This window comes from Acinetobacter sp. CIP 64.7 (assembly GCF_000369745.1).
Lineage (GTDB): Bacteria > Pseudomonadota > Gammaproteobacteria > Pseudomonadales > Moraxellaceae > Acinetobacter > Acinetobacter fasciculus.
On the sequence record NZ_KB850178.1, the window covers coordinates 745,603 to 767,695 of the forward strand.

Consider the following 22,093-nt stretch of genomic DNA (forward strand, 5'->3'; position numbering starts at 1 on the left):
AAAAGATTAAGCCACATTCCCTTCCAAGAAATCCTGTGCAAAGCGCTGTAATACCCCACCCGCTTCATACACATGTACTTCTTCTTCAGTGTCTAAACGGCAAGTGACTGGCACTTCAATAATCTGGTTCTTACCATCATCGGTTGAACGCTCAACCACCAAAGTCAACGTCGAACGTGGCGCAATATTACCAATCACGCTATACAGCTCTGTACCATCAAGACCTAAAGTCTTACGATCTGTACCCGGCTTAAACTCAAGCGGCAATACCCCCATACCGACCAGGTTGGTACGGTGAATACGCTCAAAACCTTCTGCTACAATCGCTTCTACACCCGCCAGACGTACACCTTTTGCTGCCCAGTCACGACTCGAACCCTGACCATAATCCTTACCGGCAATAATAATCAACGGTTGTTTACGGTTCATGTAGATCTCAATCGCTTCCCACATCCGCATCACTTCACCTTCAGGTTCCACACGTGCTTTCGAACCCTGTTTGATGGTGCCATCAGAACGTACCACCATTTCATTAAACAGTTTCGGATTGGCAAATGTTGCACGTTGCGTAGTCAAGTGATCACCGCGATGCGTTGCATAGGAGTTAAAGTCTTCCTCAGGCACGCCCATTTTTTTCAGGTATTCACCTGAAGCACTGTCTAAAACAATAGCATTCGATGGTGACAAATGATCGGTGGTGATGTTATCGCCCAAGATCGCAAGCGGACGCATATTTGACAAGGTACGCGGTGCAGCCAAAGCCCCTTCCCAATACGGCGGACGGCGAATATACGTACTTTGCGGACGCCAGTCATACAGCGGACTTGTTGCCTTTTCATTCACACCCAAGTCGAACATTGGAATGTAGATTTTTTTGAATTGTTCTGGTTTTACAGCAACTTTTACCAGCGCATCAATTTCTTCATCCGATGGCCAGATATCTTTTAGATAAATCGGGTTGCCATCTTTATCATTTCCTAAAGCATCTTTTTCGATGTCAAAACGAATCGTACCGGCAATCGCATAAGCCACCACTAAAGGCGGTGAAGCCAAGAATGCCTGCTTCGCATATGGATGAATACGTCCATCGAAGTTACGGTTGCCCGAAAGCACCGCTGTTGCATACAGGTCACGGTCGATGATTTCTTGCTGAATCTTTGGATCAAGCGCACCCGACATGCCGTTACAAGTCGTGCATGCATAGGCCACGATACCAAAGCCCAGTTTTTCTAAATCTTTAAGTACACCTGCTTCTTCCAAATACAAAGCAGCCGCTTTAGAACCCGGTGCAAAAGAAGATTTTACCCAAGGCTTACGCATCAAGCCCAGTTCATTGGCTTTACGTGCCAGCAAACCTGCTGCCACGGTATTACGTGGGTTAGATGTATTGGTACAAGAGGTAATCGCCGCGATAATCACCGCGCCATCTGGCATCAAGCCTTCCGCTTCTTGTGCACGAGCTGCTTCTAAATTACCGGCAATGCCTTTTTCTTTCAGGTCAGCCGTAGATACACGTGCATGCGGATTTGATGGCCCTGCAATATTACGTGTCACAGTCGATAGATCGAAACGCAATACACGTGGATATTCCGCTTGGGTCATATTCGATGCCCAAAGACCAATCTCTTTGGCATAAGTTTCTACCAGTTTGACTTGCTCAGGCTCACGGCCGGTCAAGGTCAGATAATCAATCGTGTTCTGATCGATATAGAACATCGCAGCCGTTGCGCCATATTCCGGGGTCATGTTGGAAATCGTGGCACGATCACCGACTGACATGCTGTCAGCACCTTCACCAAAGAATTCTAAATATGCGCCAACCACACGTTCTTTACGCAGGAATTCGGTTAGTGCCAAGACGATATCCGTTGCGGTAATGCCCGGCTTACGCTGACCGACCAATTCCACACCGATAATATCTGGCAGACGCATCCACGATGCACGGCCCAACATCACGTTTTCGGCTTCCAAGCCGCCAACACCAATCGAGATCACGCCCAATGCATCTGTATGAGGTGTATGCGAATCTGTACCAACACAGGTATCCGGGAATGCCAGACCATCACGGTTCTGAATCACCGGAGACATTTTCTCCAAGTTGATCTGGTGCATGATGCCGTTGCCCGCAGGAATCACATCAACATTTTCAAACGCGGTTTTGGTCCATTCAATAAAATGAAAACGGTCTTCATTACGACGGTCTTCAATGACACGGTTTTTCTCAAAGGCATCCGGATCAAAACCACCAAACTCAACTGCCAGTGAATGATCGACAATCAGTTGGGTTGGTACTACCGGATTGACTTTAGACGGGTCACCGCCCTGATCTGCAATCGCATCACGTAAACCGGCAAGGTCCACCAGTGCCGTTTGTCCCAAGATGTCATGACACACTACACGTGCCGGATACCAGGGAAAATCATGTTCCTGTTTACACTCAATCAGCTGACGTAAAGACTGTTCCAGAATGGCAGGATCACAACGACGCACCAACTGCTCTGCCAGGACTTTAGAAGTATAAGGAAGTTTGGCATATGCGCCTGGCTGAATATCTTCTACGGCCTGTCGCACGTCATAATATTCCAGCTGGGTGGATTGCAGCGGTTTACGGTAGTTGTTGTTCATAAGCTTGCCTGCCCTCGTTTATCTCTATTTTTATTCATCAATAGATATCGATGAGTTACTTTTGTAATAGCAGCATTGTACGCTGCACAAATAGCATTTCCCAAATTTTATATTTTTCAAACACTTAATTATAAAAAATGGTATTTTCGCAAAAATTTGTTACATAGACTTTAGAATTTTTGCTTTAAAGCGGTCTTTTGCTAAAAAAATCTGAATAATTCGCCTTATTCTTTAGTCTTATGTTGCAAAATATTTCTCTATCTTTTTATTTGAATATTAATCTAAACCACTAATATCATTAATAAATAATTAATTTTATGTGCATTTTTTTAAAGATGAAAAAATATAGTCTGATTGGTTTTCATAGGCCTGTCCTGTCGCCGCATTTAGCAAAATTTCAATCCCCTAATTTGGGATAGCAGATTTTCCAAAACTATCAGAAGCTCAGTGTGACGCATGTCACATTATTCGCAATCCTCACATTAAAACAATAACCATAACAGGCAGAACTGAAATGTTGAAAATCGCAATATTCGGAGCTATAGCCGCCATTTTGACGCTCTTAGCTCGCGGTTGGGATGGAACAAAAAATCCATCGCCGCCATCCAATCCCTCTAACCCGTCCCACCCCTCTCATCCCTCATACCCCACACCTCCACCCAAACCCTCACATCCCGTTCCGACCACATCAGACAGCTTGATTAGCAATCCACCCCTGTTACCAAAAAGTGCCAAAGGCAAATATGAGCTGATCGTGGCCTATAAAACCAGCAAACTCTATAACCCCAGAAATGGCTTATGGGATCAGGTGCTGCTGAGAGGCTATCTAACCAAACCCAGTTTATTTGATAAGAAAAAAACTGGTGAATATGTTGAGGATCAATTGGTCGGACCACAGATTCGGGTCAAACAGGGTGAAACCATGGCGGTTAACCTGAATAACCAGCTGCCACCCGAGTCAGAAGCAACTTGTTCAACTCATGTTGAGAATGTCAATGAACCTCACTGCTTTAATACCACCAACCTGCATACCCATGGCTTCTGGGTCAGTCCTCAAGGCAATAGTGATAATGTTTTCCTGAAATTCAAACCTCAGGAAAAATTTGATTATCAGTTCAAAATGGGGTGGTGTTTCAAAAAGTATGCTGAAAAAAACAATATGGCTTTTGATAAAATAGAGGTATGAAAATAACGCTACAAATCAAATGTCCTACCTGTCTAAGTAACAATATAAAGAGAAATGGCATCAAAGTAGATGGGAAACAAAACCATCAGTGCAAAGATTGCAAACGTCAATTTATTGGTGATCATGCATTAAGCTATCAAGGGTGTAACTCAGGTATTACCGGCAAGATATTACATTTAATGGTCAGAGGAAGCGGTGTAAGAGATATTGCTGAAGTCGAGCGTATCAGCATTGGCAAGGTATTACGAACCTTAAGTGAATCGATCTATCAGATTCAGCCTAAACAAAGCCACTACGAATGTCTTGAAGTCGATGAACTTTGGACTTTTGTAGGGAATAAGCAAAATAAACAATGGCTTATTTATGCCTACCATCGAGAATCTGGAGAAATTGTTGCTTATGTTTGGGGTAAGCGGGATTTAGCAACGGTTCAACGTCTTAAAGCTAGACTTAAAAAGCTTGGGGTTCAATATGCTCGAATTGCGAGTGATCATTGGGATAGTTTTATCACAGCATTTCAATGTTGCAAGCAAGTGATTGGTAAGTTTTTTACCGTCGGTATTGAAGGTAACAATTGTAGAATTCGTCATCGAATCAGGCGTGGATTTAGGAGAAGTTGCAACTTTTCTAAAAAGCTCGAAAATCATTTTAAAGCCTTTGATTTGACTTTCTTTTACCTTAATAACGGATTTGTTTAACGCCAGCATACTTTTTGAAACACCACCCAAAATGGAACCGAATCATCCCGCGGGGACTTACTGGTATCATGCCCATCTGCATGGCTCAACTGCTCTTCAGGTGTCGAATGGCATGGCAGGCCCATTAATTGTTGAAGGCTCAAGAACACCAAAAGTCAAAAATGGCAAAGTCACCTCAACTGGAGATATGGATATTCTCTGGAAAGAAAAAAACAGTTACCCGAACGAAAACATCCTGTTGTTCCAGCAAATCCAATATCGCTGTAGTAATCCCGATCCTAATATCACATTCGCTGTTCCCAATAACTGTGAAGGTGTAGGTATAGGCATGCTGGAAAATTATAATGACCTCGCTGCATTTGCCTCCTGGGGCGACAATAACTACTACACCTCTATCAATGGTAAAATTTTAGGTGAGATCAAAGCAGAACAGAATCAGTTTAACCGCTGGCGCATGATTCATGGTGGTGTACGCGATACCATTGGTTTAATCATTAAGGAAATTCCTAACTCCAGTAAATTTACTGCAGAACAAACCATTAAAGCCTGTACAGTCTATCAGGAGGTAGACAAGAAAGCTGAATTTGAGAAACTGAATAGCCTGAATGTGCATACTATCGCGCAAGATGGCTTGACCATGAATCATGTACAGACCAGAATCCTGTCCGTGTTCCATCCAGGCTATCGTCATGATGCAATGGTCGCCTTTCCGACCACCAATAGATACTGCCTTTTTGACACCAAATTGAATATCGATGATGAAATTAACGCGCCATTACCGAATGTAGGTCCTCAAATTGCTCCAAATCATCGCTTCAATGCCCAACTGCTGGGATGGGTTAATGTAAAAGCAGCCAAAACCAAGGCTCAGACTGCTGCACAGTTCCTGAAAGATCGGGCACAAAAAATTGGTTTAAGCGAAGACCTCCAGAGCCAGTTATCTCAGCTTAATCTTTCTGCGTTTAGTGATCATCCATCACTGATGACGCCGGAAATTGATAAAGTAGTTGCTGCCCAACCAAAACAATATAGTGCTTTTTCGCTCGGCCCCGACCCTAGAACTGGCATATTCAAATTTGGCTTCCGACATAAAAAAGATGGAGATACACTGAGTTTCGGAGATTTCTTTGATGGAGATAGTTCAGTAGATGGCGAATATGTCCGTCAGTTACAAGTTGGACAGACTGATGAATGGGAACTGACCAGCGCTGGTTTTGGTGGTCATCCGTTCCATATTCATGTTAACCCGTTCCAGATTGTTAAAATTTTGAATCCTCAAGGTAAGGATGTCAGTGAGGCAGTAGCCCCAGAAGATCCGGTGAATCCAGTTCTGGATGATGTGCAATACCGTGGCATGAAAGGACAGTTTAAGGACACGCTTTTTGTAAAACAAAACTATACCTATATTGTGCGCAGCCATTACAAGAAATTTGAAGGTGACTTCGTACAGCACTGCCATATCCTCGACCATGAAGATCAGGGCATGATGGAAACCGTACGGGTCTGTGGAGGCAAATTCCCTTGTGATTCGCCATTACCGGCTAGCCATCACCACTAAAGATCTGCTCGCTAAAAGCCAATGATTTCGATTGTTGGCTTTTTTGTTTGCCTCTATTTGATGCTTGCTGCACAATAACTGCATTGATTTATAGTATTCAAACCGGGGCTTATTATGGCAGCGTCTCCTGCTTTTACATTGTTTAGTCTGAATGGTGTAGATGCACAAAAATTCCTTCAAGGTCAGGTGACTTTGAATACTGAAACTTTGGCGGAAAACCAGACACGCTATACTGCAATCTGTAGTCTGAAAGGACGCATCCAATTTGGCTTATGGCTTAAAAAAATCAGTCCGGAAAGCTTTGAAATCGTGAGCATTGCAGATCAGGCTACGGAACTGGCCAATCATATTAAAAAATTTGGCGCCTTTTCAAAAATGAAACTGGAACTGGTCGGTCCGGTTTATCCAGTCATTAATGGCATTCATACTGACTTCGTTACGACTGAAACCGATGCCACCCTTTGGGAGCAGCAAGCCATTGAATCAGGTCAGGCCTGGATCCAGGCGGCTACCGCCAATCTGTTTCAACCTCAGGAATTGCGTTTGCATCAACGCGAAGGCATTCACTATGACAAAGGCTGCTATCTGGGTCAGGAAGTGATTGCGCGCTTATGGTTTAAAGCCAAGCCAAAACACTGGTTACATCTGGTTCAAGGTACAGGTGCCACACCTGCTGTGGCGACAAAACTGAATAATGATGTAGAAGTCGTCAATAGCATCGCGATTGAAAATGGTTATAAAGCGCTAGTCGTGGCAAAACCTGAAGCATTGAACGAGCTAGGTCTCGAAGTTCTGGAGCTTCCCGAAGCTTTGAGCGGTGATGTAGCGCGTCCGCAATAATCACTGCATAACTCATAAAAAAGCCAAGATAAAATTCTTGGCTTTTTTATTTTAGAAGCCATGAAACAGCTTGTTCATGTCTTTTACCACATAATCTTTAAAATGATAGGCCCGCGCATGTTTAGCATCAAACTTTGCCGTGAGTTCACCTTTTTGAAAGACATATACTCGGTCTTCCTGACTCATCAAAAACTCTGCACCAAGTTTCATCAGCAGCGCATCAATCTTGTCTTCATCGGCAATCGATTCATCAGCATTGATTCTGTCATAGTGACGTTTAATGGTTTTGACAAACATGGTTAAATCCTGGGAGTCTGATTCAAACCGAGATTTAATCAGAGAAGTCGGCTGAAGCAAAGTAATCCTTTTGATATCTGCAGGATTGATCAGAAACCTGTCCAAATCATGCATCGATTTAATCGGTATATTGTGCTTCGATGATTTGTATTTAGTGACAAATTGTATATTTACAAAGCACAAAATCCTTTTATGATGTAAGTGAAAATGATTAAAATCGCACCAAGGAATAAGGTGCCAGCAATAATAAGGTTATAGGAACCATGAAAAAATTAGTACTCGCTACAGTTCTTGCCCTTTCTGCACAATTCGCTCTGGCAAATACCGTAAAAGATCAAGTCGATCCCCAATTCCAAAAAGTTGAGGCCATGGTCAAAGCCAATAATTTTAAAGGTGCCTATGACGCTTTAAATCAATTGGCCAGTCAAGGAAATGCCCAAGCTTTATATAACTTAGGCTATTTAACCCAAACCGGCCAAGGTACAACCAAAGACGAGAAAAAAGCCATTCAGCTCTATGAGCAGTCTGCCAGCAAAGGCTATCCGGTGGCCAATTATGTATTGGGTAAAAATTATGCAGCCGGCACACTCGGACTCAAACAGGATTTGACCAAAGCCAAACAGCATCTGGAACGCGCTTCGGCAGCCAAGTTTGATGATGCCAGCATTGATCTGGCCATACTGCTGTTTTCTGAAAATACAGCAGCATCGAATAAAGCCGGACTGCAAAAGCTGCAACCGTTGATCAGCAAAGGTAATATGCAGGCCATTCATGCCAAAGCCTTATATGACATCAGCAGCGGTTTCAAAAACAAAGATGAAAAACCGATTCAGCAAGGCCTAAGCAGCATTCAGGAACTGGCAAAAAAAGGCTATATTCCGGCGCTGATGGCAGTAGGTAATATGTTTGCCAATGGCAGTATTGTTCCGCAAAATCTGCCAGAAGCGAAGAAAATCTTTGCTGCATTGGCGCAGCAAAATGTTCCGCAGGCCAAAGAGTCTTTGGCAGCAGTAGACAAAATGCTGGCTGAGCAGAAAAAAGCACCTGCGAAGAAAAGTTAAGTGAACCGATAAAACTCAAACATTAAAAAGCCCCATGCAATTTGGGGCTTTTTAATAGCAGAGCATTCATCTGCTAAAAAATTATCCCCACCACAAGGCAATTAAGCCACTGGTCACGATAAAACCGACAATGGTACTCATCAACAATGGCGTTAAAGTTCGATCATTCAGACCATACGCCTGTCCCAACATGCCAAAAATCGTCGGCATCGGCAAAGCTGCAATGAGCGTACCGGCATGGACCATTTCCTGACTTAAATCAGTTAACTGGCTCAGTCCCAGATACATCAACAGCGGCATCATGATATTGCTGGAAAATACCAGATAGAAACTTTGCAGATTGACATATTTCAGGCTCATTCCCACGATCCCGCCGCCAATGGCAAACAAGGCCAATGGTGAGGCTGTCTGACCAATCAAGGCAAAGACCTGATCGAGATAGACTGGAATTTTAATCTGGAAAACTGCACAGACCATGCCCAGCATCACTCCCATAAATAAGGGATTCTTTAGCAAGGTCAGTAGCACACTTTTTAAAATGGCGCCGAGATTTGCCTGATGTTGTGTGCCCAACGCCGCCATGACCAGCACCAGTGGAATCAGCAACACGCTTTCAATAATGACCACTAGAGAGGTATAAGTCATCGCCTGTTGCCCAATCAATAAGCTAAGCACAGCTGTACCAATCAGGCCGGTATTCGACATTGCAGCGCCCAGCGACAGCACTGCACTTTGCGAATGCGTATTCTGAAAATGACGGCGCATGATCCAGAAACCGCTACCATAGAGCAGCAAGGTCACGCTGCTATACACGGCAAAGTATTCAAAATACCAGATTTCATGCAGGTCTTTGGAGGCAAGGGACTGAAAGAACAGCAACGGCAAGGCTACTTTAATCACAAAAGCACCGACCGTCCCCACCTGCTCCTTGCTTAACACTTGACTCTTTACAGTCAGATAACCCAGTGCCAATAATAAAAATATGGGCACAATGACCGCAAAAATCATAATGCAGTATCCTCTTGCCAGTGATATTCCATTATAAGAATTTCTGAGACTAAAGCAGTGTTAAAAAGGCTCAAATAGGTGATTCAAACCATGCGGTGCGCAGCGCAGATATTGCGGTGAAATCTTGATTTTTTCCTCAAGTGCTGCCGCTGCATGCCAAGGCCAATGGGGATCATAAAGAATGGCACGAGCCAGTGCGATGGCATCCGCTTGGCCCTTTTGTAAAATATCTTCTGCCTGCTTAGGTTCAGTAATCAAACCGACGGCAATCACGGGAATATTCACGACTTTCTTGATCGCATCTGCAAAAGGCACCTGATAATTCGGTTTCACCTCAATGTTCTGTTTGGCATGTAAGCCGGCACTGGAAATATGAATATAGGCAGCACCCGCAGCTTCCAGTGCTTTGGACAACTCAATTGAAGAATCAATAGTCCAGCTATCTGGCTGATCCATCCAGTCGCTGGCTGAAATACGCACTCCAATTGGATAACCTTCTGGAACCGCCGCTTTCATGGCTTGTAATACTTCCAGAGTCAGGCGAATCCGGTTTTCCAGTGAACCGCCATACTGATCATCACGTTTATTTGAAAGTGGTGACATGAACTGATGCAGTAAATAACCATGCGCTGCATGCAGCTCAATCAGGTCAAAACCGGCATCAACTGCACGTTTGGCACTTTCTGCAAAGTCAGCAATGACCTGCTCAATTTCCGACTGGCTTAAGGCTTTGGGTGGATGTTCATCGGCCTGAAAAGGAATATCACTGGCAGAAACAGTTTGCCAGCCATGTGCTTCATCCGGCTTAAACTGACCTTTACCTGCCCATGGTTTATCTGTTGAAGCTTTACGCCCTGCATGTGCGAGTTGAATCGCAAAAGGCATCGGGGAAATGGATTTGACTTTTTCCAGTAAGGTCTTGATCTGCTTTGCCTGTTCGTTATTCCACAAGCCCAGATCGGCATAACTGATCCGGCCTTCTGGCTGTACCGCAGTCGCTTCGACAATACATAAACCTGCACCCGATAAGGCATAGTTGGCCCATTGCTGCTCGTGCCAATAGGTAATTTCCCCCTGCTCTGTTGCAGAGTACTGACACATCGGCGCAATTACGATTTTATTTTGAAGTTGCAGTGATCCAAATTGAATAGGTTGAAATAGTAATGCCACGCTGTATTTCCTCTTTTTATTGCACAGTTTCACTCTAGAAATAAAAACAGGCTCCCAAGAGCCTGTTTAGTTATAACGTGAACGATCAAACTTTAGAAGATGATTCGTGTAGTCAAACCGAGTACCAGTGCATCATCCACATTGTTGCTTGAACCTGGATTAATGACATATTGCAGGTTTGGACGCAGCATTAGCCACTTTGTTGCGTTATAGCTATAGTTCAGTTCAATATTGTATTCTGCACTCGCATCAAAATTCAGATTCTTGATCCGGTCATTAATATGTACACGATTGACCGCCAGACCTAAAATATCATTCGGCTGGCTGTCCGCAAGACCGATATATTTCACACCGATTTGTTGTGAATTATCCACTTTATTGGTATCGCGGTCATGCCAAGTAAAGTTGGCAAATGAATGCAAACCCTGACGGCCCTGACCTGTAGACGTTAACTGTTGCTCTACAGCTAACCAACCAGCAAAGGTACGGTTTTTGGCATCAGTAGGATTGGCAATATCTTTTTGGTTGGCAACATCATCGGCAGTATTGTACATCCCGCCGACACGGTAGCTGCCTGGCAGGCCATTCACCCATGATTTCGGTGTCCAGATTACTTCTGCCGGAATTGTCACGCCATCTGCATGGTCGGTATCCAGACTCCAGCCCTGACCTTCTTTAGCGCCATTACCATTATCCGGATTAAACTCATACACACCGACTTGTACCGCAAGTTCAGGATTGAGTTGCTGCTTCACGCGCGCACCCCATTGTGCTACAGGCGTATTCATCCAGATATTGCCCTGCCATTTACCCATCTGAGCAGCACAAAATGCCGTACTGGCAAAATCACAAGCCATGACATTAAAGTCCATGCCCAGACCAAGACGACCCGCCTTAATACTGAGTCCTTGGTCTTTATAATTCTTTTCAATAGACAGCTCGCTCAGACGGCTATCCTGATTACCACGCCCAAAAGTGCCTTGTACATTGGCCAGCTGTGGTGCATTAAGATCCTGCAAGTCACGGACAGAGGTACTTTGACCCTGACGTGCAGTCATCGCGGCACGTACGGTGACGCCATTCCATCCTGACAGCTTTTCCATATCCAGTTGAGTACCCAGCCATAATTGGGCAGAAGTTAATGGATCTGCGCCCTCATTACGACCACCATCAGCAAGATAGGCGGTATCGGTTAACAGATTGGCTTCAAATTTAATTCCCTGTTGGGCCAGTTCTGTACGTTGACCATTCCAGTCCCCCAGTAAATACTGACCTTGTGGATCAAATGCAGATTCCGCCTGAGCGGTTGTCATGGCAGCCATTAAAGGCAATAGAGCTAGACCTAAATATTTCATGTAAAACCTAAACATTCGGAGAGAAAAACAAGCAAGGTTTTTAAATTGCTATTAGGTGCATGAATTTACATAACTTTTCATACAAATTCCCAGCATTTTTTTTATTACTCATTAAACTTTTAGTTATGTCTTAAACATAAAAATATAATTTTTATTTAAAAAATCTTAAATTATTTATATATTTTTCATTAGCTTATAATGTATTGATAATTTCCATTCGATTTACTTCTAAGAAAATTCGCTATAAAAACATAGAAACCTAGTTTATTCTTTAAACAATTCCAGTTTAAATAAAGATGAAATACCCAGTCCTTTTCCAGCGATTTCACCCAGATTAACGCTTGCAATCCCAGCCAATTCACCCAATATTAGCTGCATCTCCCTCGCCACTGATGCGTTATGCCTGAATTACCAGAAGTTGAAACCACCAAAACCAGTTTATTACCCTTATTGGAACAACGCGTCCAACGTGTTGAAGTGCGTCAGTCAAGTTTGCGCTGGCCCATTCCAGAAAATATAGAAAAGCTGGTGGGGCAAAAATTACTGAAGCTCACTCGCCGTTCTAAATATATTCTGGCGGAGTTTGAACACGACACCATGCTCTGGCATTTAGGCATGTCGGGGAGTTTCCGTCTATGCGAGAGCAATGAAGAATTACGCAAACATGACCATCTAATCATTCAGTTTGAAGATATCGAACTGCGTTATCATGATCCTCGCCGTTTTGGCTGCATTCTTTGGCTGGATGCACAATCACAAAGCAAATTGATTGACACGTTGGGGCCAGAACCTTTAAGCGAGAACTTTAATGCCGAGTATTTATTTGAAAAATTGAAGAATAAAAATGTTGGCACCAAAGTTGCAATTATGGATAACCATGTGGTGGTGGGCGTAGGCAATATTTATGCGACCGAAAGTCTGTTTAATCTGGGGATTCATCCGGCACAACCGGCCTCGACTTTAAGCTTGATTCAGATCGAAAAGCTAGTATTGGAAATCAAGCGCATCTTGAAACAGGCGATTGATCTGGGTGGTTCAACCTTAAGAGACTACACCAATGCCATGGGAGAAAATGGCTATTTCCAGCAAACCTTGCTGGCTTATGGTCGTGCCGGTGAAATGTGTATGAACTGCGAGACCACGCTTGAAAATATCAAATTGGGACAACGCGCTTCAGTTTTTTGTCCTGAGTGCCAACCTTTGAAAAAGATCCAGCTCCCTGTCAAAAAAGTGGCAACTGTACGAGGGAAAAAGTCATGAAAACAGCCATTGTGCGTCATATTCTGGTCAAAGATAGAGAAACTGCTGAACAGCTTAAAAAGAAGATTTTAAGTGGCGCCGACTTCAATAAAATCGCCAAACAGTATTCAACCTGTAATTCTGCCAAACGTGGCGGTGAGCTAGGTGAAGTAAAGAAAGGTCAACTGGTTCCGGTCATTGATAAACTGGTTTTCACTGCAGCAGAACGTGTATTACATGGCCCGATCAAAAGCCAGTTTGGTTTTCATTTGGTCGAAATCAAGTTTCGGATGGATTTTTAATATTTATAAATCCCTCCCTACCTCCCTTTGTTAAAGGGAGAAGTTCCCCTTTTATAAAGGGGATTTAGGGGGATTAGAAAAATTAGACTTGAGGTGGACGCTTTTTCAATTCATCACGAATTTCACGCAGCAATTCAATATCGGCTGGGGTGGTCGGAGTTTCCTCGACTGGGCCTTCTTGTTTACGTAAACGGTTCATGAATTTAACCAACAAGAATACGACCCAGGCCAAGATTAAGAAATTAATTAAAATCGTTAAAAAGTTACCGTAAGTCAGTACATTCACACCCGCCTTAGTCAAGGCATCTAAAGATTGTAAATTGTCTGGGTTTCTTCCTAAGATAAAGAATTTTTGCGTAAAATCGACGCCACCACCGGTAATCACGGTAATTAAAGGCATAATAATGTCTTTCACCAATGAATCGATGATCTTGCTAAAAGCGCCACCGATGATGACACCAATCGCCAGATCCATCATGTTGCCTTTGATCGCAAACTCTTTAAATTCTTGAATAATGCTCATAACTGCTCCCATATTTTATTTTCAAGTTTTGGGTCAAATTATACCTGAATAAATACTTTTAATTTTGACTTAGTTTAATGCGTTTTAGTAAATTATGATTTAAGCATAACGTAAATATAAAAAACCGTAATCTTCGAAAAAATTACGGTTTTTGAAAACCCGAAATAATCTAGCGATTATTTACCTGAACGGTTACGTTTACGTTCGTTTTCAGTCAAGAAACGCTTACGGATACGGATTGACTTAGGTGTTACTTCTACTAGTTCATCATCTTCAATAAACTCAAGCGCTTGCTCAAGTGTATATTCAATCGCAGGAACCAGCGTTAACGCATCATCAGTACCAGAAGCACGTACGTTCGTTAACTGTTTTGCTTTAGTCGGGTTAACTGTCATGTCGTCTGAACGAGAGTTAATACCGATGATCATACCTTCATAAACTTCTAACTGTGGTTTCGCGAATAGACGACCACGGTCTTGAAGTGTGAACAGTGCATAGCCCAAGCAAGTACCTTGAACCATAGAAATCAATACACCGTTTTGACGTTTTGCAACAGTACCTTGCTTCATTGGACCGTAGTGCGAGAAGCTAGACGTCATGATCCCTGTACCAGAAGTCATGGTCAGGAATTCAGAACGGAAACCAATCAGACCGCGTGAAGGAACAGTGGCTTCAATACGGATACGGCCTTTACCGTCGACTTCCATATTGGTCATTTCGCCTTTACGGTGACCCATTTGTTCCATTACAGCGCCTTGATGCTGTTCTTCAACGTCAAAAGTAACGTTTTCGTATGGCTCTTGTTTTTCACCATCAATTTCTTTGATGATTACTTGTGGACGAGATACGCCCATTTCGAAGCCTTCGCGACGCATGTTTTCAATCAGAACTGAAAGGTGAAGCTCACCACGACCAGATACTTTGAAACGGTCTGGACTGTCAGTATCTTCAACACGTAATGCTACGTTGTGAATCAATTCGCGGTCTAGACGTTCACGGATATTACGTGAAGTTACGAACTTACCTTCTTTACCAGCAAACGGTGAGTTGTTTACCTGGAATGTCATCGATACTGTAGGTTCATCTACAGACAATGGCGGTAAAGCTTCAACATTTTTCGGATCACAGATGGTGTCAGAAATGTTAAGTGCATCGATACCCGTTACACAAACGATATCGCCTGCAGAAGCTTCTTCAACGTCAACGCGATCTAGACCATGATAACCCATGATTTTTAAGATACGGCCGTTACGTGTTTTGCCATCTTTATCGATTACAGTTACTTGTGTGTTTAATTTCACTGAACCGCGTTGGATACGACCAATACCGATAACGCCTACGAAGCTGTTATAGTCAAGTGAAGATACTTGCATTTGGAATGGACCGTCAACGTCAACCGCTGGTGGTTCAACGATGTCTACGATCGTTTGGAACAACGGAGTCATATCTTCAGCAAGTTCTTCTGGAGAAGGACCAGCAACACCACGAAGGCCTGAAGCATAAACAACTGGGAAGTCTAACTGTTCGTCAGAAGCACCTAAGTTATCGAACAAATCAAATACTTGGTCAATTACCCAGTCTGGACGCGCGCTTGGCTTGTCGACTTTGTTAATAATCACGATTGGTTTCAAACCACGTGCGAACGCTTTTTGCGTTACGAAACGAGTTTGTGGCATTGGGCCTTCTTGTGAGTCTACAAGAAGAAGTACGCAGTCAACCATCGACATTACACGTTCAACTTCACCACCGAAATCGGCGTGTCCCGGGGTGTCCACGATGTTAATGCGGTATTCAGTATTGGTACGTTCATCTAACCATTTGATTGCAGTGTTTTTTGCAAGAATGGTAATACCACGTTCGCTTTCAATAGCGCCAGAATCCATGACACGCTCGATCTCACCCGCGCGATCACCGAGAGCACCTGATTGTTGCAAAAGTTTGTCTACAAGAGTGGTTTTACCATGATCGACGTGCGCAATAATGGCGATGTTACGGAGAGTTTTAATATCTGACATGTAAATTCAATGCGTATGTAATTTGAGGGCAAATTATACAGAAAAATACAAAACTTTTATAGTCACTGTAACCACACTCCTCAACTTTTTTTGCTCCGTTGGGGATTTTTTGATTTTGTAAAGACGTGTAACTCGATTAGAATAGCGCCACCCAGCCTTAATTTGCATTGACACATGTCTGATTTTAATCAATCTCCTCCTTCTAAAGATCAACTCGACCTGGTATATGGTCTGGAAGATCGACCAAAACCACTGATTGCTTTTTTAGCTGCATTCCAGCACTTACTGGCAATTATTGTCCCGATTGTGACCCCTGGTCTGCTGATTTGTTTGGCGCTTGGTGTTTCCAAAGAAGACACCAACATGATTTTATCCATGTCCTTGGTGATCTCGGGCATCGCGACTTTTTTACAGTCTAAAAAAGTCGGACCTTTTGGTGCCGGTCTGCTGATTGTCCAAGGAACCAGCTTTAACTTCATCGGTCCAATTATTGGTATTGGTTCAGCTATGGTGGCTGCAGGCACACCTGTAGAAGCAGTCATGGCTTCTATTTTTGGTGTGGTGATTGCAGGTGCATTTATTGAAATGGGCGTGTCACAAATTCTGCCTTGGATCAAAAAACTGATTACCCCTTTGGTCACCGGTATTGTGGTTCTGCTGATTGGTTTAACCTTAATTAAAGAAGGTTTAATCAGCATGGGCGGTGGTTATCAGGCCATGAGCGATAAAACTTTTGCCAATGCCGACAACCTGATCATGTCTTGTACCGTCCTGGCGTTGATTATTATCCTGAACCGGATCCGGATTACCTGGGTAAAAAGCTCTGCCATTTTAATCGCCCTGATCTGTGGTTATGTTCTGGCAGGCTTTATGGGCCATCTGGATTTCTCTGGTCTGAAAGATGCACCACTGGTACAGATTCCAACCCCAATGCATTTCGGTTTAAGCTTCTCCTGGAGTCTGTTTATTCCGATGGCATTCATCTATCTGGTGACCTCTTTAGAAGCGATTGGTGATATCACTGCGACTTCAAAGCTTTCCAACCAGCCAGTTGATGGTCCAAAATGGATGCAGCGCATTAAAGGCGGTGTACTGGTAAATGGCGCGAATTCATTCCTTGCCGGTATTTTTAACACCTTCCCGAGTTCCGTATTTGCACAAAATAATGGCGTAATCCAGTTAACGGGCGTAGCAAGTCGTTATGTCGGTATCTGGATTGCTGCTTTGCTGGTTATTCTTGGTTTGCTGCCTGCAGTTGCTGGTATTATTCAGGCCGTTCCGCAAGCGGTACTGGGTGGTGCAGTGATGGTGATGTTTGGTGCAGTCGCAGCATCTGGTATTAACATTCTGTCTGGTGTCCATCTGGACCGTCGTGCCCTGCTGATTATTGCGATTTCACTGGCGCTGGGTTTAGGTGTTGCACAAGTTCCACAAATTCTTGAGCATCTTCCTGAGTTATTCCGTAATATCTTTAGCTCAGGCGTTGCTACTGGTGGTATCGCGGCCCTTATTCTTAATGTTGTACTTCCTGAAACAAAGAAGTAATTTCATGTCCAAAGAACACTGTCTAGGTCAGGCTTAGGCAGTGTTCTTTATATTGGAGAGATACCTATGGATCCTAAAAGCGAAGTTTTATTAAGACAATATGATTTTTTGTCGGGTCGCATCCTACTGATTAATGCACCAACAGATGATCTGCTCGCTGAATTCGATGCCTCTATCAATCCCGCTGTCTGGACATGGAATTTTAACGATTTTCAATATTTCCAGTCACAACAAGCAGATGTGCATTTTGGTGCAGAGATGCCTGAAGCTGAGTTTGATCAGGCGGTTATTTTTGTACCCAAGTCTAAAGAACTGTTGAATTATTTACTGCACACCGTGGCAGCGCAGCTTAAACCGGGCAGCAGTATTTTTCTGGTCGGTGAAAAGAAAGGCGGGATAGAACGCGCAGCCAAACAGTTGCAGCCTTTTGGTAAAACACTCAAACTTGACAGCGCACGTCATTGCCAACTTTGGCAATTGGTTCTAGAGCATACGGTCGAGAAAAAAGCACTTGCAGACTGGGCACAGCGCTATACCGTATCGACACCAAATGGCGACCTGAATATTTGTGCACTTCCAGGCGTATTTAGTCAAAACCGTTTGGATGTGGGAACTGCCACACTATTACCTTATTTGTCACAAGTCACCTCAGGTAAAATCGCTGACTTTGGTTGTGGTGCGGGTGTGATTAGCGCGTATCTGGCAAAGTTGAATCCGAAAAACCGGATTTTTGCCATGGATGTTGATGCCTTTGCACTGGCTTCTACACAAATGACCTTTGAAGAAAATCAGCTTACTCCTGAACAAATTGAAATCAAAGCGGTTACAGGCATTGAGGATGCACCCTTGTTCCTGCATGCGATTGTCAGTAATCCGCCTTTTCATCTGGGAATCGAGACCGATTACACGGCCAGCGAAACCTTATGTAAAACCTCGCGTCGTCATTTAAAATCGGGCGGTGAGCTTTGGATTGTGGCCAACCGTTTCTTGAACTACCCGACCCTGATTGAACAAAACTTTGGTCGCTGCACAGTAAAAGCAGATCAACAAGGCTTTAAAGTGCTCTTCGCCAGCACTCAAAAAAATGTTAAGGAATCATGATGAGCGAAACGCAAAACACGATGCAGCTGCAGCGTAAGCTGGGTGCTCGTCATCTGAATATGATCGCCATTGGTGGATCAATTGGTACAGGTCTATTCCTGGCCTCAGGTGCGACTATTGCCAACGCTGGACCAGGCGGTGCACTACTTGCCTATGTACTGATTGGGATCATGATTTATTTCCTGATGACCAGCTTGGGTGAACTTGCCACGCACAATCCGACCTCAGGTGCATTTTTCACTTACGGCACCAAATATGTCGAAGGTGGTTTTGGTTTCGCTTTAGGTTGGAATTACTGGTACAACTGGGCCATTACCGTGGCTTTTGAGCTGGTTGCCGTTCAGTTCATTATGAAATTCTGGTTTCCCGATATTCCGGGCGTGTACTGGAGCGCCATTTTCCTGGCCATTATTTTCGGGATTAATGCCCTGACAGTAAAAGGCTTTGGCGAATCCGAATTTTTCTTTTCTCTGGTGAAAGTTCTCGCGATCATTGCCTTTATCATCATCGGAATCTGGATGATCGTGAAGATCATGCTCACCCCGGGTGCGGAAGCATTTGCCAACTGGAGCATTGGTGATGCACCCTTTGTCGGTGGTTTCCAGGCATTAATTGGCGTGGCCATGATTGCCGGATTCTCTTTCCAGGGTACCGAAATGGTCGGTGTTGCGGCAGGTGAATCAAAAGATCCAAAGAAAACTATTCCGGTGGCCATCAAACAGATTTTCTGGCGTATCCTTCTGTTTTATATTGTATGTATTTTCATTATCGGCACCTTGATTGCCTATAATGACCCACGTTTATTACAGGCCGCTGCAACAGATAATATTGCGCTTTCGCCATTCACCTTATTGTATGAAAAAGCCGGTTTTGCCTTTGCCGCCAGTATCATGAATGCGGTGATCTTGACCGCTATTCTATCTGCGGGTAATTCGGGCATGTATTCATCTACCCGTATGCTGTTTGATATGGCGCGTAAAGGTAGTGCACCTAAAATGTTTGCGCGTCTGGACCCGCGTGGTGTGCCAATGAATGCACTCTATGCCACGACTGCAATCGCAGCTCTGTGCTTTCTGACCACTTTCTTTGGTGAACAGGAAGTCTTTAACTGGCTGCTAAACATGTCAGGGATGTGTGGCTTTATTGTCTGGCTCGGGATTGCCATTTCCCATTACCGTTTCCGTAAAGGTTATCTGGCACAAGGATATAAACTCGAAGATCTGGCTTATCGCGCTAAATTCTTTCCTTTCGCCCCTTGGTTTGCGTTTATCCTCTGTGCGATTGTCGTCCTTGGACAGAACTATCAGGATGTTTTGTCCGGTCAATGGATGGGTGTGTTATCGACCTATATCAGTATTCCGCTATTCCTAGCCATTTGGTTCGGCTACAAATGGAAGAAAAAAACTAAACTAGTATCTTATCAAGAGATGGATGTACAGCCCATGAAACTTGATCAGGAATAAAAAATTATTCATTAAAAAATCAGCTTACGGGCTGATTTTTTTATTTCTTGAATTAACTATGACGCATCACGAAATTGCGATCATCAATCACAATCACTTGCTGGCAAATTCCGCCTACCCGACGTTGCTGCTCAAACACATGCGCCGGCATTGTCTCAAAGCTATCAAAGAAGCTGATTTCATTTTCATCGATTCCATAAACTAATGAATGATTACCCACACCTTCTAGGGTATCGTAAAATACAATCACGAAACGTCCTGCTTCTACATTTTCCTGAATTTCTGTATAAGACAATGGCTGTTCTGTAACAGGAATATTTAAGCGATGGGCTTGTTGATAGAAATCGACTTCAATTGGCTGTTTATCTGCATCATGTTCAGTATAAAAATTAACATCCAAACCCAGTGTTTTTAAAGCAACCGCAAGTGCGATACTGGAGCTTCCCATTTCAGGGTCATGTTGACAGAGCTGAGTTAAATCAGGAATATTCAAATCAATTCCATAATGATGAAAAATCATCCATATTGCAAAAATTCCGCTATTGGCTTCCAGATTTTGCAAATCTTCAGGAATTTCGACACTCATATTTTTACTCAACGACATCTTAACAGGCTAAGTGTAGTCAAAATACAGACATAAAAAAAGCAGCTCCGAAGAGCTGCCTTTTTAATGAGTGTTCAATAATGAATTATTGAGCAACTGGTTGTTCAGCTAAAACAGTACGGCTACCAGTGATTGTCGCGAATACACGACGGTTCATAGCACGACCTTCTTTAGTGTTGTTGTCAGCAATCGGTTGATCCCAAGCGAAACCTTGAGTAGACAAGCGAGATGCATCAACATTGTATTCATTTACAAGCGAAGATTTAACAGAGTTAGCACGTGCTAGAGATAAACGTTCGTTTAGTGCACGTGGACCAGTGTTGTCAGTGTGACCTTCGATACGAGCAGTAGCGTTTGGATATTCAACTAGCTTCTCAGCAACTTTAGCGATTTCTGGTTTGTATTGATCTTTGATGTTTGATTTGTTTGTATCAAAGAACACACGAAGTTCCATGTTCAGGTCTTCAGTCAACTCTTGTGGCGCTGGAGCAACTGGAGTTACAGGCTCAACTGGAGCAACTTCAACTACTGGAGCAGCTGGTTTCAGACGACCACCTAGAACAACATTAAGACCAGCTAATGCTGTGTAGTTCCAGAATTTTTCGTCAAAGTGGTAAGTACCACGAGCTTCAGTACGTAGCGCTAAGGCATCGTTGATGTGCCAGAATGCACCCACACCAGCATTACCTAAAGTACCTTCTTCTTCATTACCGCGAGTACCGCGTGGCACACCTTCAAATTCGTATTTGTAGTGCCCCGCACCTAGAAGCATGTATGGCTTCACTTTGCTGTCATAGTTACCAGTAAATACGTCAGAAGTTGCGTAGAAGTTACCTGCAATATTTTGGCCTTTGTATTCTGCACCTTCAGCAGCACCGTCAACATCGCCCTTTACTTGGCTATATTCAGCTTCAAAACCTAACCAAGGAGTTAATTCAACACCAATAGCAGCACCTACGAATAAATCGTCTTGTAATTCAGGACTACTAGTAAGTTCGCCATCATTACCGTTATTGTTGTGCTGGGTGTCTTGGAATGTATAACCTAACATCAACGGAGTAACAGTTACGCCTGCATTTGCAGCAGCAAAAGGTGCAGCTACAAGCATAGCTAAAGCAATACGACTCATTTTCATGGATTTATCCTCCAGAGATAAAAATTGTTGTTCAAGCTCAAGCCCGCAATAGGCCATCCTGAGATAGGCTTTTTATTACCCCAGTTTTATTCTTAAGCTATTCACATGGCATCATACAAACACTTTATTATTTTTCCAAGTGCTTGATTAATTTAATCAAGTAAATTATTGACAAAATTACTTACAATTTCCGTTGTAATTCGGTAACTTTTTACTCAATTTTTTATTCTGAATACCCTATGGTGATTGCCAATTATTTTTTAATCACTTTCTTGAAACTTAAGTAAGGACTGATTACTCGGCTCCACAAAGCATAAAAAACGCATAATTAATAACATATTCCTCATAAAAATAATATATAAATCAGG

The 22,093-nt window shown here is 43.3% G+C and carries 18 protein-coding genes and 1 pseudogene; 10 read left to right on the plus strand and 9 right to left on the minus strand.

Annotation, left to right across the window (positions count from 1 at the left end; genetic code table 11):
- Nucleotides 1-6: 6 nt before the first annotated feature.
- A complete protein-coding gene (gene acnD, locus F890_RS05825; RefSeq protein ID WP_005266011.1) occupies nucleotides 7-2,625 on the minus strand; it encodes a Fe/S-dependent 2-methylisocitrate dehydratase AcnD in 2,619 nt (872 codons plus the stop codon).
- Between the two features lie 514 nt (nucleotides 2,626-3,139).
- On the opposite strand from acnD, the pseudogene F890_RS05830 reads away from it, so the two are divergent.
- The 4 genes and pseudogenes from F890_RS05830 to F890_RS05845 form a co-directional block, all read left to right on the plus strand.
- A pseudogene (locus F890_RS05830) lies at nucleotides 3,140-3,748 on the plus strand (hypothetical protein); the annotation flags it as partial.
- Between the two features lie 59 nt (nucleotides 3,749-3,807).
- Nucleotides 3,808-4,509 carry an IS1 family transposase gene (locus tag F890_RS05835; RefSeq protein ID WP_004730370.1) on the plus strand — a complete coding sequence of 234 codons (702 nt, stop codon included), beginning with the start codon at nucleotides 3,808-3,810 and terminating at the stop codon, nucleotides 4,507-4,509.
- A gap of 31 nt (nucleotides 4,510-4,540) precedes the next feature.
- Nucleotides 4,541-6,067 (plus strand): multicopper oxidase family protein, encoded by a 1,527-nt coding sequence (locus tag F890_RS05840; RefSeq protein ID WP_005266013.1) that lies wholly within the window; start codon nucleotides 4,541-4,543, stop codon nucleotides 6,065-6,067.
- 114 nt (nucleotides 6,068-6,181) lie between these two features.
- A complete protein-coding gene (locus F890_RS05845) occupies nucleotides 6,182-6,907 on the plus strand; it encodes a CAF17-like 4Fe-4S cluster assembly/insertion protein YgfZ (RefSeq protein ID WP_005266014.1) in 726 nt (241 codons plus the stop codon).
- A 51-nt stretch (nucleotides 6,908-6,958) separates the two neighbouring features.
- On the opposite strand, the gene F890_RS05850 is transcribed toward F890_RS05845, so the two are convergent.
- Entirely contained in the window at nucleotides 6,959-7,204 is a 246-nt protein-coding gene (locus F890_RS05850) for a hypothetical protein (protein WP_004645929.1), read from the minus strand.
- A 263-nt stretch (nucleotides 7,205-7,467) separates the two neighbouring features.
- Here F890_RS05850 and F890_RS05855 point away from each other — a divergent pair, with 263 nt between their 5' ends.
- Nucleotides 7,468-8,265, plus strand: a complete 798-nt coding sequence (locus F890_RS05855) for a tetratricopeptide repeat protein (protein WP_005266015.1) — start codon at nucleotides 7,468-7,470, stop codon at nucleotides 8,263-8,265.
- A gap of 81 nt (nucleotides 8,266-8,346) precedes the next feature.
- Here F890_RS05855 and F890_RS05860 read toward each other — a convergent pair whose 3' ends face one another.
- From F890_RS05860 to F890_RS05870, 3 genes are all read right to left on the minus strand, one after another.
- On the minus strand, nucleotides 8,347-9,273 hold the full coding sequence (locus F890_RS05860; RefSeq protein WP_005266017.1) for an AEC family transporter: 927 nt from the start codon (nucleotides 9,271-9,273) through the stop codon (nucleotides 8,347-8,349).
- A gap of 60 nt (nucleotides 9,274-9,333) precedes the next feature.
- Entirely contained in the window at nucleotides 9,334-10,443 is a 1,110-nt protein-coding gene (locus F890_RS05865) for an NADH:flavin oxidoreductase/NADH oxidase (protein ID WP_005106149.1), read from the minus strand.
- A gap of 92 nt (nucleotides 10,444-10,535) precedes the next feature.
- Nucleotides 10,536-11,798, minus strand: coding sequence for a carbohydrate porin (locus tag F890_RS05870; RefSeq protein WP_005266018.1), 1,263 nt, complete (start codon nucleotides 11,796-11,798; stop codon nucleotides 10,536-10,538).
- A 399-nt stretch (nucleotides 11,799-12,197) separates the two neighbouring features.
- Here F890_RS05870 and mutM point away from each other — a divergent pair, with 399 nt between their 5' ends.
- The gene (mutM, locus tag F890_RS05875; RefSeq protein WP_005266019.1) at nucleotides 12,198-13,058 is read left to right on the plus strand and encodes a bifunctional DNA-formamidopyrimidine glycosylase/DNA-(apurinic or apyrimidinic site) lyase; all 861 of its coding nucleotides are present in this window, start codon (nucleotides 12,198-12,200) and stop codon (nucleotides 13,056-13,058) included.
- Nucleotides 13,055-13,339 carry a peptidylprolyl isomerase gene (locus tag F890_RS05880; protein ID WP_005266020.1) on the plus strand — a complete coding sequence of 95 codons (285 nt, stop codon included), beginning with the start codon at nucleotides 13,055-13,057 and terminating at the stop codon, nucleotides 13,337-13,339. Before mutM ends, F890_RS05880 begins: the two co-directional genes overlap by 4 nt.
- A gap of 82 nt (nucleotides 13,340-13,421) precedes the next feature.
- On the opposite strand, the gene mscL is transcribed toward F890_RS05880, so the two are convergent.
- Nucleotides 13,422-13,862, minus strand: a complete 441-nt coding sequence (gene mscL / locus F890_RS05885; RefSeq protein WP_004281717.1) for a large conductance mechanosensitive channel protein MscL — start codon at nucleotides 13,860-13,862, stop codon at nucleotides 13,422-13,424.
- A gap of 176 nt (nucleotides 13,863-14,038) precedes the next feature.
- Nucleotides 14,039-15,877 carry a translational GTPase TypA gene (gene typA, locus F890_RS05890; RefSeq protein ID WP_004281716.1) on the minus strand — a complete coding sequence of 613 codons (1,839 nt, stop codon included), beginning with the start codon at nucleotides 15,875-15,877 and terminating at the stop codon, nucleotides 14,039-14,041.
- A gap of 174 nt (nucleotides 15,878-16,051) precedes the next feature.
- On the opposite strand from typA, the gene F890_RS05895 reads away from it, so the two are divergent.
- The 3 genes from F890_RS05895 (at nucleotide 16,052) to F890_RS05905 (ending at nucleotide 19,986) form a co-directional block, all read left to right on the plus strand.
- Nucleotides 16,052-17,422, plus strand: a complete 1,371-nt coding sequence (locus tag F890_RS05895; RefSeq protein WP_004281715.1) for a uracil-xanthine permease family protein — start codon at nucleotides 16,052-16,054, stop codon at nucleotides 17,420-17,422.
- Nucleotides 17,423-17,488: 66 nt separating this feature from the next.
- Nucleotides 17,489-18,523 carry a methyltransferase gene (locus F890_RS05900; RefSeq protein WP_005266021.1) on the plus strand — a complete coding sequence of 345 codons (1,035 nt, stop codon included), beginning with the start codon at nucleotides 17,489-17,491 and terminating at the stop codon, nucleotides 18,521-18,523.
- Nucleotides 18,523-19,986 carry an amino acid permease gene (locus F890_RS05905; protein ID WP_005266022.1) on the plus strand — a complete coding sequence of 488 codons (1,464 nt, stop codon included), beginning with the start codon at nucleotides 18,523-18,525 and terminating at the stop codon, nucleotides 19,984-19,986. Before F890_RS05900 ends, F890_RS05905 begins: the two co-directional genes overlap by 1 nt.
- Before the next feature lie 52 nt (nucleotides 19,987-20,038).
- Here F890_RS05905 and F890_RS05910 read toward each other — a convergent pair whose 3' ends face one another.
- Nucleotides 20,039-20,572: a cysteine peptidase family C39 domain-containing protein gene (locus F890_RS05910; protein ID WP_005266024.1), complete on the minus strand. Its 534-nt coding sequence runs from the start codon at nucleotides 20,570-20,572 to the stop codon at nucleotides 20,039-20,041.
- Between the two features lie 103 nt (nucleotides 20,573-20,675).
- A complete protein-coding gene (gene omp38, locus F890_RS05915; protein WP_004645938.1) occupies nucleotides 20,676-21,725 on the minus strand; it encodes an outer membrane protein Omp38 in 1,050 nt (349 codons plus the stop codon).
- Between the last annotated feature and the right edge of the window lie 368 nt (nucleotides 21,726-22,093).